This is a genomic window from Pseudomonas sp. TS_SC_3 (genome assembly GCF_056156225.1).
In genome coordinates this window covers 634,450-648,930 of sequence record NZ_CM149586.1, presented here as the reverse complement: position 1 = coordinate 648,930, position 14,481 = coordinate 634,450, and the positions used below count along the sequence as shown (strand labels likewise).

Here is a 14,481-nt window from a genome sequence, read left to right as displayed (position 1 = left end):
AGTCTACCGGAAAGGGCTTATCAGCTCAAACCTTGATCGCTCGTCGGCGGCTGCCACTGCAATTGCCAGCTGTCATCGTGTGGACCGCACAGCCCTGGGAGGTTAGCGACTGCCACCACGTGGTTATCCAGACGCAGCAGCGGCAGGCGATCCCGAACAAAAACCGGCACACACCATTCATTAAATAAACGTTTCAGGTCGCGATGCCCGCGCCCCGGCAACAGCATTTTTTCACCCGGACACCGGTAACCTAGCTGCCAGTCGCCCGACGGAAACCGGCCATGAATTCGTACACGGCCATTACCCGGCAATACTAACCATTGGTTACCTTGAACCGCGATATCGGGCAGTGCAGGCGAGCGCAGCCAATCCCCAGCCAACCACCACAGCCGATCATCACTGCGGCGCAACTCACCGGCCGCTAACGCCCATAAAGGCGCAGCATCCTGCGCGGCATCGCGCAGCGCTCGCCAGCCGGCCCAGTGCTCGCTGTCGGGCATCGCTGTTAGTGACCGCAACCAATAACGCAGGGCATTGCGCTGGCGCGGCTCACTCAAATCGCGCAGCACAGGTAATGCCAGATTGGGTAACGACAGCCAGGGGAATTCACTCGCCACGCCGGCCGCAGCAACATCCTGCTGCGCTAACTCATCGAGCAATTGCGCAGCCTCACTCAAGTGCGCGGCGCTACGGGCCATATTGGCGCAGGCCTGCGGCCAGCGACCGAGCAGCGCAGGCATCACCTGACGGCGCAGGTAATTACGCGAGAAGCGCTCATCGGCATTGGACGGATCTTCGATCCAGCTCAGCTTGTGTTCACGGGCATAAGCCAACAGCTCAGCGCGCGAGCATTTGAGCAACGGCCTAACCAACTGCCCGGTTCCCAGCGCACGACTCGCCGGCATGGCCGACAAACCTTGCACCCCAGCACCGCGCAGCAAACGAAACAACAGGGTTTCCGCCTGATCATCACGGTGCTGCCCAGTCAGTAGCACCTCGCCAGCATCCAGACGCGCCGCAAAGGCCGCATAACGGGCATCGCGCGCCGCCTGCTCAAGGCTGGCACCCGGCGCCACCTGCACATATTCGACCTGCAGCGGTACAGGCAACGCCGCGCACAGCTCACGACAATGCGCTGGCCACGCATCGGCCGCAGCCTGTAAGCCGTGATGGATATGAATGGCGGAAAGAGGCGGCAGCGCCTCGCGTTGCGCGAGACTGACCAACAGGTGCAGCAGCACTGTGGAATCCAGCCCACCAGACAAGGCGATATGCCAGGCCGACGCAGCACGCCAGGGCGCTAGAGATTCCAGCAACCTGGCGCTTAAGCTCATTTAGGCGATGCCGTAGCTCATCAAACGCTCATAACGACGCTTGAGCAGCGCGTCGGTATCAAAGGTTTTGAGCATTTCCAGCTGTGAACGCAATGCCTGACGAACCGCTTCGGCGGTCGCAACCGGATCGCTGTGTGCGCCACCGAGCGGCTCGCTGATCACTTGATCAACAATGCCCAAACCCTTAAGGCGCTCTGCCGTGATACCCATCGCCTCGGCGGCATCCGGGGCTTTTTCTGCGGTCTTCCACAAAATGGAGGCGCAGCCTTCCGGTGAGATTACCGAGTAGGTCGAGTACTGCAGCATGTTGAGCTGATCGCACACACCAATCGCCAACGCACCACCGGAACCACCCTCGCCGATTACGGTGGCGATGATCGGGGTTTTCAGGCGCGCCATAACGCGCAGGTTCCAGGCGATAGCCTCGCTCTGGTTGCGCTCTTCGGCGTCGATGCCTGGGTAGGCACCCGGGGTGTCGATAAAGGTCAGGATCGGCATCTTGAAGCGTTCAGCCATCTCCATCAGTCGACAGGCCTTGCGATAGCCCTCCGGACGCGGCATGCCGAAGTTGCGGCGTACTTTTTCGCGAATCTCACGGCCTTTCTGGTGACCAATAACCATCACCGGCTCACCGTCCAGACGCGCAACGCCACCCACCAGGGCCGCATCGTCGGAGAAGTGGCGGTCGCCATGCAGCTCATCGAACTCGGTAAAAATGTGCTGCAGGTAATCGAGGGTGTACGGGCGACGCGGGTGGCGCGCCAACTGAGCAATCTGCCAGCTGCTCAGGTTGCCGAAAATACTTTCGGTCAGCGAGCTGCTCTTGTCTTGCAGGCGGGCGATTTCATCAGAGATGTTCAACGAGTTGTCGTTACCGACCAGGCGAAGCTCTTCGATCTTGGCTTGCAGGTCGGCGATCGGCTGTTCGAAATCGAGAAAATTCGGGTTCATAGTCATCCGTCTTGCGTCGACGGCCAAGTGGCCGGGAGCTGTATCCGTTATCGCGCCCTACCTTATAGCAGTAGGCGCATTCAGGTCGACACCCGGTTCTGCACGAAAATTTTCAATACAGAAGCCACAGGGCATCACATCCAACCGCAAAGCATGTGCATCGCAAATTAGCGGTAGTGCAAAAAGACGTTGTCTCGCCCGAACTGGTCACGCAAAGTCTGAATCAGAGCGTCACCAGGCTCAATGCGCCAGCCTTCACCAAACTGCAATTGCGCCTTGGCATCGCTACCGCTGTAGTCGACGGTGATCGGACAGGCGCCGCGATGACGACCGCATACATCGGCCAACCAACGCAGGCGATCGCCTTGCAAGGCGCTGCTGCTGACCTTCAGCCGCAGGCTGTCGGCCAGCCCGGTGCGTGCCTCTTCCAGGCTCATCACCCGCTTGGCACGCAGGCGCAAACCGCCAGAGAAGTCGTCATTACTCACCTCGCCTTCGACCACGACCAAAGCGTCAGTCTGCAGCAGGGCTTGGGCTGTGTTGAACGCTTCGGCAAACAAGGAGGCCTCGATCCGTCCGGAGCGATCATCGAGGGTAATAAAGCCCATCTTGTCGCCCCTCTTGTTCTTCATCACCCGAAGGTTGACTACCAAGCCGGCAATCGTCTGATCACCGCGCGCGGCTTTCAGGTCGACGATGCGCTGACGGGCAAAGCGCCGCACTTCGCCTTCGTACTCGTCAATCGGGTGACCGGTCAAGTACAAGCCAAGGGTATCCTTCTCACCCTTGAGGCGCTCTTTCAGGGTCAGATCGCGGGCGCGCAGGTGATTGAGGTAAACATCCGCCTCGGCATCGGCAAACACCCCGCCGAACAGGTCCATATGCCCGCTCTCAGCACTGCGCGCGGTCTGTTCGGCGGCCTGTACGGCCTCCTCCATCGCACCCAGCAATACGGCGCGGTTGCGGTCGATATTGGCTTTGTAGGCTTTCAGCTCCTCATGGAAATGCGGCCCGAGACGGTCCAGTGCGCCGCTGCGAATCAACGCTTCGAGGGTGCGCTTATTGATGCGTTTGAGGTCGACCCGCGAGCAGAAATCGAACAGGTCCTTGAACGGCCCTTCTAGACGCGCCTCGACGATGGCCTCCACCGGCCCCTCGCCCACGCCCTTGATCGCACCCAGGCCGTAGACGATCCAACCTTCGTTGTTAACCGTAAACTTGAACTCGGAGATGTTCACATCCGGCGCGTCGAGGCGCAGCTTCATGCTGCGGCACTCTTCGATCAGGGTGACCACCTTGTCGGTGTTGTGCATATCCGCCGACAACACCGCCGCCATGAAGGCCGCCGAGTGGTGGGCCTTAAGCCAGGCGGTCTGATACGAGAGCAAGCCATAAGCAGCAGAGTGGGACTTGTTGAAGCCGTAACCGGCGAACTTTTCTACCAGGTCAAAGATGTTGCCCGCCAAGTTGGCATCAATACCATTGCTGGCGCAGCCTTCAATAAAGCCGCCGCGCTGCTTGGCCATTTCCTCGGGTTTTTTCTTACCCATGGCGCGGCGCAGCATATCTGCCCCGCCAAGGGTGTAGCCGGCCATGACCTGGGCGATCTGCATCACCTGTTCCTGGTACAGGATGATGCCGTAGGTCGGTTTCAGTACGGGCTCCAGGCCCGCGTACTGATAGTCCTGATGCGGGTAGGAAATCGGCTCGCGACCGTGTTTACGGTTGATAAAGTCGTCCACCATGCCCGACTGCAACGGCCCCGGACGGAACAGGGCCACCAGAGCGATCATATCTTCCAGGCAGTCCGGCTTGAGCTTTTTGATCAGCTCCTTCATGCCGCGCGATTCAAGCTGGAACACCGCCGTGGTCTCGGCTTTCTGCAGCATGCTGAACGTCGGCTTATCGTCCAGCGGGATAAAATCGATATTCAGATCCGGCAGGCCCTGCTTGGCCTGCTCGCGGTTGATGGTCTCCATCGCCCACTTGATGATGGTCAGTGTGCGCAGGCCGAGGAAGTCGAACTTAACTAGCCCGGCGGATTCCACGTCGTCCTTGTCGAACTGGGTGACTAGGCCGCCACCTTCGTCATCGCAGGCAATCGGCGAGAAGTCGGTGAGCTTAGTCGGCGCAATTACCACGCCGCCCGCGTGCTTGCCGGTACCGCGACAGATGCCTTCGAGCTTGAGCGACATTTCCCAGATTTCCCGGGCGTCTTCGTCGACCTTGAGGAAGTCGCGCAGCGGCTCCTCCATCTCGTAGGCCTTCTCCAACGTCATGCCGACTTCGAAGGGAATCATCTTCGACAGGCGATCCGCCAAGCCGTAGGACTTGCCCTGCGCCCGCGCCACGTCGCGCACTACCGCCTTGGCCGCCATGGTGCCGAAGGTGATGATCTGGCTCACGGCGTTACGGCCGTATTTCTCGGCCACGTAATCGATCACGCGGTCGCGGCCGTCCATGCAGAAGTCAACGTCGAAGTCGGGCATGGAGACCCGTTCCGGGTTGAGGAAACGTTCGAACAGCAGGTCATAGGCCAGTGGGTCGAGGTCGGTGATCTTCTGCACGTAGGCCACCAGCGAACCGGCACCTGAACCACGGCCCGGACCCACCGGCACGCCGTTGTTTTTCGCCCACTTGATGAAGTCCATTACGATCAGGAAATAACCGGGGAAGCCCATCTGGATGATGATATCCAGCTCGAAATTCAACCGGTCGATGTAGACCTGACGCTTCTCTTCGTAATTGGGCGTGGTCTCCTTCGGCCAGAGCACTGCCAGACGCTCTTCCAAGCCCTCGAACGAGACCTGGCGAAAGTATTCGTCCATGGTCATGCCGGCTGGCACGGGGAAGTCCGGCAGGAAGTATTTGCCCAGCTGCACTTCAATATTGCAGCGCTTGGCAATCTCGATGGTGTTTTCCAGCGCTTCCGGCAGATCACTGAACAGCTCGGCCATTTCCTGAGGCGTTTTCAGGTACTGCTGATCGGAATAGGTGCGCAGGCGGCGTGGGTCATCCAGGCTGCGACCTTCACCGATGCACACGCGGGTTTCGTGGGCGGCGAAATCATCCTGCTTGATAAAGCGCACATCGTTGGTCGCCACCAGTGGCGCGCCAACCTTATCGGCCAGCGCCACAGCGGCATGTAAATGTTCTTCGTCGTTGACCCGATTGGTGCGCTGCACTTCCAGATAAAACCGCTCGGGAAAGACCGCCATCCACTCACGCAGCAATGACTCGGCTTTGGCCTGTTCGCCATCGAGCAAGGCGTGACCGACTTCGCCTTCTTTTGCGCCAGACAGGGCAATCAGCCCTTCGGCCGCTTCCTTAACCCAATCACGCTGGATGATGACTAGATCATTGCTCTGCCCTTCACTCCAGCCGCGCGAGACCAGTTCAGTGAGGTTACGGTAGCCCTTGGCATTCATCGCCAGCAGGGTCATGCGGCTCAGCGGGCCATCTTCATCGGCACTGGCCAACCAGATGTCGGCACCGCAGATCGGCTTGATCCCGCCGCCCATGGCCGCCTTATAGAACTTCACCAACGAGCACATGTTGCTCATATCGGTGACCGCCACCGCAGGCATCCCAGCGGCAGCCACTGACTTGATCAAGGGCTTGATCCGCACCAGCCCGTCTACCAGGGAAAACTCAGTGTGCAATCGCAGGTGGACGAACGAGGCGGTCATAGCAGTCCTATACAAAACGCAAAAACGACAAGGCGGGGATTGTACAACCGCAGCAGCGCGCAACAAGCGCTACTGGGCAGAGGATAACGGGGAAATTTCGCCAGCGTGGAGTCAGTCGTCTAACAACGCACGTACCGGGCCAAAGGAGCGCCGGTGAATAGGGGTTGGCCCGAGGCGCCGTAGCGCTTCCAGGTGTACCGGGGTGGGATAGCCTTTGTGTCCGGCAATGCCGTAGCCGGGGTATTGCTGATCCAGCAGCTGCATCTCGCGGTCGCGGCTGACCTTGGCCAGGATCGACGCCGCAGCGATCGCCGGCACCTGACTATCGCCCTTGATCACGGCGGCGCTGGGCACCTGCAGTTTCGGGCAGCGATTGCCATCGATCAGCGCCAGCTTGGGCGTAATACTTAAGCCCTCGACCGCGCGCTGCATGGCCAGCATGGTGGCCTGGAGAATATTCAGCTGATCGATTTCTTCCACCTCAGCACGGGCAATGCACCAGGCCAGGGCTTTTTCGCGAATTTCGTCAAACAGCTTTTCGCGGCGCGCTTCGGTCAACTTCTTCGAGTCATTTAGACCGAGAATCGGCCGCGCTGGATCAAGAATCACTGCCGCCGTCACCACCGCACCGCACAGCGGGCCACGGCCGACTTCATCAACGCCCGCCACGAGTTCCTGCACCAGGGTGAAATCCAGCCCAGGCTGCATCAGGCGCGCCCCGTGAGTTGCAGCACGGCCTTAGCTGCCTGCACCGAGGCATCACGGCGCAACGCCCGATGAATCACATCAAAACCTTCGGTCTGCACGTCTCCACCATCGAGCAGCGGAGCCAGCAGCTGCGCCAATGCTTCCGGCGTGGCGGCGTCCTGAATCAATTCGGGCACCAGCAAACGCTGGGCCAGCAGATTCGGCAAGGAGAAATAAGCACTGCTGACCAAGCGTTTAAGAATGCGGTAGGTCAAGGGCGCCACTTTGTACGCCACCACCATCGGCCGCTTGTACAGCAAGGCCTCCAGGGTTGCCGTGCCAGAAGCGATCAATACCGCATCACAGGCGGCCAGCGCCTCATGGGAGCGGCCGTTGAGCAGCGTCAGCGGCAGATCACGGCCCATTAACATTTGCTCAAGCTGCGCTCGCCGCTCCGGGCTGGAACACGGCAACACAAACTGGATACCGGGGCGCAAGGTGCGCAAGCGCACGGCGGCATCGAGAAACAGGCTGCCCAGACGCGACACTTCACCGCCACGGCTGCCCGGCATCAATGCCACCACCGGTTGATCATGGGCCAGATTCAACGCATCCCGCGCCGCACCTCGATCTGCTTGATGTGGGATGGTATCGGCCAGCGGATGACCGACAAACCTTACTGGCACCTGATGATCCTGATAGAACTGCGCCTCGAACGGGAACAAGGTCAGCATCAGGTCGCAGGCTTCGCGAATCTTCAGCACACGCTTCTGCCGCCACGCCCATACGGAGGGACTGACGTAATGCACAGTCTTGATCCCGGCCTGACGCAACTTGAGCTCAAGCGTCAAGTTGAAGTCCGGCGCGTCGATGCCGATAAACACATCTGGTTTGGCCTCAATAAGCGTGTTGATCAAGCGCTTACGCCGAGACAGCAACTCAGGAAGACGCCCCAGCACCTCCACCAGCCCCATTACCGACAAGCGCTCCATCGGGAAATAGGAGTTGAGGCCCTGCGCCTGCATCAGCGGGCCACCGATCCCAATAAATTCGATCTGTGGGTATTGGGCTTTGAGGGCCTGCATCAGGCCCGCACCGAGAATATCGCCAGACGCCTCGCCAGCGACCAGCGCGACACGCATCAGGTCAGTCATAAATTATCGGGTAATGCCGCGGCTTGAAGCCTGAATGGAATCGCGGAAGATCGCGACTTCGGGGAATTCTGCAGCCGACTCGGCCAACTCGTTCATCGCCTGTTCAACTGTCAGCCCTTGGCGGTAGACAATCTTGTAGGCGCGGCGCAAGGCGGCGATCGCATCGCTGCTGAAACCACGACGGCGCATGCCTTCAAAGTTCATGCTGCGCGCTTCAGCCGGGTTGCCGAACACCGTGACAAACGCCGGTACGTCTTTACCAATCGCCGTGCCCATGCCGGAAAAGCTGTGCGCACCGATACGGCAAAATTGATGGACCAAGGTGTAGCCGGAGAGAATCGCCCAGTCATCGACCCACACATGCCCGGCCAACGCGGTGTTGTTGACCAGAATGCAATGGTTGCCGATCACGCTGTCATGACCGATGTGGGCATAGGCCATGATCAGGTTGTGGTCGCCAAGGGTGGTTTCACTGCGATCCTGCACGGTGCCGCGATGAATAGTGACACCCTCGCGGATCACGTTGTGGTCGCCAATGACCAGCCGAGTCGCCTCGCCCTGGTACTTGAGATCGGGGGTGTCTTCACCCACCGAGGAGAACTGATAGATGCGGTTGTGTTTACCGATCCGCGTCGGCCCCTTGAGGATCACATGGGGGCCGATCACTGTACCCTCGCCAATTTCTACATCGGCCCCGACTATCGACCAAGGGCCGACGACTACGTCGTCGGCCAACTTGGCGCTGGGATCGATGATGGCGCGAGGGTCAATCAAACTCATAGTTTGCGTTCCGCACAGATGATTTCTGCCGAGCAGACTTCCTTGCCGTCGACGCTGGCCTTGCACTCGAACTTCCAGATGCTGCGCTTGCTGCTCAGGTAGCGCGCTTCAAGGATCAATTGATCACCCGGCACCACTGGCTGGCGAAAGCGTAGCTTGTCGGAGCCTACAAAGTAATACAGGGTGCCATCGGAGGGCTTCAGATCCATCATTTTGAAACCAAGAATGCCGGCCGCTTGGGCCATGGCTTCAATGATCAACACGCCCGGCATGATCGGGTGCTCGGGGAAGTGCCCGTTGAAGAATGGCTCATTGATGCTGACATTTTTGAAGGCACGAATACGCTTGCCTTCGATATCCAGCTCAGCCACGCGGTCCACTAAAAGGAACGGATAGCGGTGCGGCAAGTATTCGCGAATTTGGTTGATGTCCATCATGTGCAGAGGAGCCTGTAAAAGAAAAAAGAGAAGCCGGTAAATACCGGCTCAGGCATCAGATGAGGTGCCGGCTGCGGAGGTCACGGCGGCCAGTTGTTTTTCCAACTGTTGCAGGCGTCGCGCCATGTCATCCAACTGACGAATCCGTGCCGCGCTCTTACGCCATTCAGCCGCTGGCTGCATGGCGGTACCCGAGGAGTAGGAGCCCGGTTCGATGATCGAGCGAGTAACCATGGTCATGCCGGTGACAAACACGTTGTCGCATACCTCGATATGCCCAACCATGCCTACCCCACCGGCAATCATGCAGTTCTTGCCTATTTTGGTGCTGCCGGAAATACCCGCGCAACCGGCCATCGCCGTGTTGTCACCGATCTGCACGTTGTGCGCGATCATGATCTGGTTATCCAGCTTGACCCCATTACCAATCAGCGTGTCCGATAGCGCGCCGCGGTCAACAGTGGTATTGGCGCCGATTTCAACGTCGTCACCGATGGTCACGCCACCGATCTGTGCAATTTTCTGCCAGACGCCCTTCTCGTTGGCGAAGCCGAAGCCTTCGCCACCAATCACCGCGCCGGACTGAATAACCACCCGCTTGCCGATGCGCACATCGTGGTAGAGCGTCACCCGCGGCGCCAACCAGCCACCCTCACCAATCACTGAACGCGCGCCAACGACGCACTGCGCACCGACGGTTACGTTGGCAGCAATCTGCACACCACTCTCGATCACCGCATAGGCACCGATGCTGGCAGTGGCATCAATCTGCGCGTCGGCAGCCACCACAGCAGTCAGATGCACACCAGGCAGCGCGCGAGGTTTGCGGTCAAACACGTGGGAGAGTTCGGCGTAAGCCAGGTAAGGGTTAGCCACAACCAAGGCATTACCGGCATAGCCTTCGGCATCTGCGGCAGTCAGCAATACAGCGCCGGCCTGGCAACTCGACAAAAACTTACGGTATTGCGCATTAGCCAGGAAGCTCAGCTGATCCGCGTTGGCTTCCTGCAATGTGGCCAAACCGCTGATCGCTTTATCCGAAGCACCACGCAACGTGGCGCCCAGTCGCTCGGCCAACTGACCGAGGGTATAAACTGTTGCACTCATGATCAGCGCAGCTGATTCATGCGCTCGATAACCTGGCGGGTGATGTCGAACTGAGGTTTGACATCAATCACCGCACCGCGCTCCAGCACCAGGTCGAAGTTACCTTTCTTGATCACTTCTTCCACAGCCTTGTCCAGATTCGGCTTGAGCTTCTTCAGCATTTCACGATCAGCTACCGCCTTGGACTCATTCAGCTCCTTGGACTGGAACTGGAAGTCACGGGCCTTTTGCTTGAACTCAAGCTCCAGACGCTCGCGCTCGGCGGTTTGCATTTTGTCGCCATCTTTGACCATACGGTCCTGAATACGCTTGGCATCGCTTTCCAGGGTTTTCAGCTTGGTCAGCTGCGGGCCAAACTTCTTCTCGGCATCCACGGCGTAACGCTTAGCGGCATCAGATTCCAGCAAAGCCATTTGATAGTTCAATACCGCGACTTTCATCTCGGCGAATGCTGGAGTAGCCAGCATGGCAAAGCTTAGCAAAACCAGTTGAGTCAACTTACGCACGGTGCAACTCCTGCAAACTGTTGGTATTCAATAATCCGACGCTTAGAACGTCTGACCGAGAGAGAACTGGAAAATCTGTGTATCGGCATCGTCCGGCTTGATGATTGGCATGGCCAAACTAAAGCTCAGCGGACCCAATGCGGTAATCCAGGTCAGGCCCACGCCCACAGAGCTGGCCAGATTACCCGGGTCGATGCTGCTGCATTCGTCCTGGGACTTGCCGCAATTGGTGTCAAAAACATTACCCACGTCCCAGAACAGTGCGGTACGCAGGGAGCGCTGATCTTTAACGAACGGCATGGGGAACAACAGTTCAGCACCACCCTGAATCAACACGTTACCGCCAAATGGCAGCGGATCCTGGTCCTCATCCCTAATAGTCCCAGGCCTTGAACCATCACTGGGTGTACTACGCGGCCCTAGGCTGCTGTCTTTGAAGCCACGTACCGAATTGAAGCCACCCGCGTAGTAATTCTCATAAAACGGCAGTTCGCTCGTGGAACCATAGCTCTCGCCATAACCCAACTGGCTGTGCAGGCGCAGGGTGTAGGTGTCGCTCAGGGGTTTGAAGACCTGACCACGGTAGTCAACTTTGAAAAACGACAGGTCACTGCCCGGCACTGTGGTTTCGAACACTAAGCTCTGCGAATGCCCACGGTTAGCCAGCACGCCACGGTTTAGTGTCGATTCGGACCAGCCGACCGAAGCCTTGAGGTTCAAGTAGCTGTCCCCCTCGGCATCGATAAAATCAAATATCTCGTTAACAGTACGACTACCCGTACCGATACTGTCGTTCTGAACTGTTAGGCCGTAGGTCAAACGCGAAATGTCGCTGATCGGATAACCGATGCTGACGCCGGCACCGTAGCTGTCTACCGAGTAGCTGGACACATCGGTGTTCAGCTCGTCGTAGTCGGTTTCACGGAAGAAGGCGTTGTAGCCCAGGCTAACGCCGTCTGGTGTCCAGTAGGGATCAACAAAGCCGAAGTTGTAATTGCTCTGGTATTCGCTGCGGGTCAAACCGAGGCTAACCTTGTTACCCGTACCGAGGAAGTTGTTCTGGGTAATCGAGCCCCCCAGAATCAGGCCGGCGTTTTGAGCGAAACCAACGCTGGCAGTGATGGAGCCGGACGCCTGCTCTTCCACGCTGTAATTAACGTCAATCTGATCGTCGGTACCCGGTACTTGCGGGGTCTCAACGTTAACTTCCTTGAAGTAACCCAGACGCTCCAGACGGGTTTTGGACTGGTCAATCAGGTAGGTCGACGCCCAGCCACCTTCCAACTGGCGCATTTCACGGCGCAGTACTTCATCTTCAGTTTTGGTGTTGCCACGGAAGTTGACCCGGTTGACGTAAGCGCGCTTACCTGGATCGACCACAAAAGTAATCGACACGGTGCCATCATCATGGGCTTCCGGCACGCCGTTGACGTTGGCAAAGGTATAGCCTTCGTTACCCAGACGACGGGTGATCAGCTCGGACGTGGTGGTCATGACCTTGCGCGAGAACACTTGCCCTTCCTGCACCAGCAGCAAGGCGCGGACTTCTTCTTCCGGTACCTTCAGCTCACCGCTGAGTTTGACTTCGCGTACGCTGTACTTCTCGCCTTCGTCAACGTTGACCGTAACGTAAACGTGCTTTTTGTCCGGGGTAATGGAGACCTGCGTCGAGCTGATATCCATATTGATATAGCCGCGGTCCAGGTAGTAGGAGCGCAGACGTTCCAAGTCGCCGGAGAGTTTCTCACGCGCATACTTGTCATCATTTTTGAAGAAAGACAGCCAGTTGGTGGTCTTCAGCTCAAACAGACCAACCAGGTCTTCATCGGAAAACACCGAGTTACCCACCACGTTGATGTGCTGGATAGCGGCTACTGAACCTTCATTGATATTAATTTTCAGCGCTACGCGGTTACGCGGCTGCGGAATCACTTCGGCTTCAATTTCCGCCGAATAACGGCCCTGAGCAACGTACTGACGCTGCAGCTCGTTACGCACACCTTCAAGCGTGGCGCGCTGGAAAATCTCACCTTCGGCCAAGCCAGACTGGGTCAGGCCCTTGAGCAAGTCTTCGCTGCTGATAGCCTTGTTTCCTTCGATCTCGATACCGGAAATCGATGGACGCTCAACAACCGTGATGACCAGCACATTGCCATCTCGACCGAGCTGGATGTCTTGGAAGAAGCCGGTTTTGAACAGGTCACGGGTGGCCTCAACCAATGCGCGGTCATCCGCTTGGGCACCCACATTGAGAGGCAAAGCACCGAATACACTGCCAGCAGATACCCGCTGCAGACCGGTAACCCGGATGTCGGAGATGGTGAAGGACTCGGCGTGAACTTCGGTGATCATCAGTGCAGCAAGCACCGCAGGTAGCAGCAGACGTTTCATGAAGTCCTTTCTTATTTCAACTGACAATAAAAAATCTGCCGCGTGAGGCGGCACTTTTTGTACGTTCGAGAGCGTAATTCACTAGCAGCTACAGACGGCCCAAATCATTTATCAGGGCCAGCAACATGACCCCGACAACCAGACTGATACCAATCTGCATTCCCCAACCCTGTATCCGTTCCGACAATGGGCGACCACGCACCCACTCGACAAGATAAAAAAGCAGATGCCCCCCATCCAGCACAGGAATGGGCAACAAATTAAGAACCCCCAAACTAATGCTCAAGTAGGCGAGAAATTTAAGGAAATCACTCAAACCCGACTCAGCAGAAGCGCCCGCCACTTTAGCAATGGTTATCGGCCCGCTCAAGTTTTTTACCGAGAGCTCGCCAAACAGCATTTTCTTCAATGAATTAAGGGTCAAAACGCTCATTGTCCAGGTGTTTTTGGCACCTTCAGCGATGGCCTCCAAGGGGCCGTAGCTGACTTCGCGCAGCATCTCTGGCGGCCATTCACCCCCAGCCACACCTGCACCGAGGTAACCCGTGAGGGTCTCACCTTCACCGCGTGCGGCCAGCGTCAATGGCACCTCCAGCTGCTGACCTTGGCGCTCTACCCGCAAACTAACCTGTTTACCCGGTAAGCCACGCACCTGATCCACCAGCTGCTGCCAATCGACCAACGACTGGTTATCGAGCGCCAGCAGGCGATCCCCCACCTGCAACCCTGCAGCAAATGCCGGCCCCTCAGGATCAAGCTGCGCCAACACCGGCTGCAGCGCCGGACGCCAAGGGCGAATACCCAATGAGGAAATGGGGTCTGGCTCATCAGCACCGCGCAGCCAGTTATCCAGCACAATCTGTCGAGGACTATCAACCGAAGAGCCCGGCTCGCGCACCGCGAGATCCAACCGACCACTCTCGCCCAACCGGCTGACCAGTTGCAGATTCACCGCCGCCCAGCCGGTTGTCGGCTGACCATCTACCGCGACAATCTCCTGACCGACCTGCAAGCCGGCGACATCGGCTAGGCTGCCCGCCTCGACCGCACCGATAACCGGGCGCACCTGCTGGCTGCCCAGCATCGCCACCACCCAGAAGAACAGCAGCGCCAGTAGGAAATTCGCCACCGGGCCGGCCGCCACAATGGCAATACGCTGCTGAACCGACTTGCGATTGAACGACTGATCAAGCAATTCAGGCGGCACATCGCCTTCGCGCTCATCGAGCATTTTCACGTAGCCGCCCAGTGGGATGGCGGCCACTACAAATTCGGTGCCTTGGCGGTCATGCCAACGCAGCAGCGGGCTGCCAAAGCCAACGGAAAACCGCAGCACTTTGACGCCGCAACGACGAGCCACCCAGAAGTGTCCGTATTCGTGAATGGTTACCAGCACCCCGAGCGCAACCAGGGTGCCAACCAGCATATAAAGCGCACTCATCAAA

At 58.1% G+C, this 14,481-nt stretch carries 11 protein-coding genes; all 11 read right to left on the bottom strand.

Translation table 11 applies throughout. The features are described 5' to 3' along the window. Positions 1–20: 20 nt before the first annotated feature. A complete protein-coding gene (gene tilS, locus AC0J6G_RS03095) occupies positions 21–1,334 on the bottom strand; it encodes a tRNA lysidine(34) synthetase TilS (RefSeq protein WP_475251181.1) in 1,314 nt (437 codons plus the stop codon). Continuing rightward, positions 1,335–2,285: an acetyl-CoA carboxylase carboxyltransferase subunit alpha gene (locus tag AC0J6G_RS03090; RefSeq protein WP_475251179.1), complete on the bottom strand. Its 951-nt coding sequence runs from the start codon at positions 2,283–2,285 to the stop codon at positions 1,335–1,337. A gap of 167 nt (positions 2,286–2,452) precedes the next feature. Then, entirely contained in the window at positions 2,453–5,974 is a 3,522-nt protein-coding gene (gene dnaE, locus AC0J6G_RS03085) for a DNA polymerase III subunit alpha (protein WP_475251177.1), read from the bottom strand. 111 nt (positions 5,975–6,085) lie between these two features. Then, entirely contained in the window at positions 6,086–6,682 is a 597-nt protein-coding gene (gene rnhB / locus AC0J6G_RS03080) for a ribonuclease HII (RefSeq protein ID WP_475251175.1), read from the bottom strand. Further along, entirely contained in the window at positions 6,682–7,815 is a 1,134-nt protein-coding gene (lpxB, locus tag AC0J6G_RS03075; RefSeq protein ID WP_475251173.1) for a lipid-A-disaccharide synthase, read from the bottom strand. The genes rnhB and lpxB overlap by 1 nt, the downstream gene beginning before the upstream one ends. A gap of 3 nt (positions 7,816–7,818) precedes the next feature. Further along, positions 7,819–8,595, bottom strand: coding sequence for an acyl-ACP--UDP-N-acetylglucosamine O-acyltransferase (gene lpxA, locus AC0J6G_RS03070; protein ID WP_475251171.1), 777 nt, complete (start codon positions 8,593–8,595; stop codon positions 7,819–7,821). Then, positions 8,592–9,032 (bottom strand): 3-hydroxyacyl-ACP dehydratase FabZ, encoded by a 441-nt coding sequence (gene fabZ / locus AC0J6G_RS03065; protein ID WP_475251169.1) that lies wholly within the window; start codon positions 9,030–9,032, stop codon positions 8,592–8,594. Before fabZ ends, lpxA begins: the two co-directional genes overlap by 4 nt. Positions 9,033–9,080: 48 nt before the next feature. After that, positions 9,081–10,142: a UDP-3-O-(3-hydroxymyristoyl)glucosamine N-acyltransferase gene (lpxD, locus tag AC0J6G_RS03060; RefSeq protein ID WP_475253568.1), complete on the bottom strand. Its 1,062-nt coding sequence runs from the start codon at positions 10,140–10,142 to the stop codon at positions 9,081–9,083. Continuing rightward, the gene (locus tag AC0J6G_RS03055) at positions 10,142–10,645 is read right to left on the bottom strand and encodes an OmpH/Skp family outer membrane protein (protein WP_475251167.1); all 504 of its coding nucleotides are present in this window, start codon (positions 10,643–10,645) and stop codon (positions 10,142–10,144) included. The genes lpxD and AC0J6G_RS03055 overlap by 1 nt, the downstream gene beginning before the upstream one ends. A gap of 42 nt (positions 10,646–10,687) precedes the next feature. After that, positions 10,688–13,036: an outer membrane protein assembly factor BamA gene (gene bamA, locus AC0J6G_RS03050; RefSeq protein ID WP_475251165.1), complete on the bottom strand. Its 2,349-nt coding sequence runs from the start codon at positions 13,034–13,036 to the stop codon at positions 10,688–10,690. Positions 13,037–13,124: 88 nt separating this feature from the next. Then, on the bottom strand, positions 13,125–14,477 hold the full coding sequence (gene rseP, locus AC0J6G_RS03045; RefSeq protein ID WP_475251163.1) for a sigma E protease regulator RseP: 1,353 nt from the start codon (positions 14,475–14,477) through the stop codon (positions 13,125–13,127). Positions 14,478–14,481: the final 4 nt, after the last annotated feature.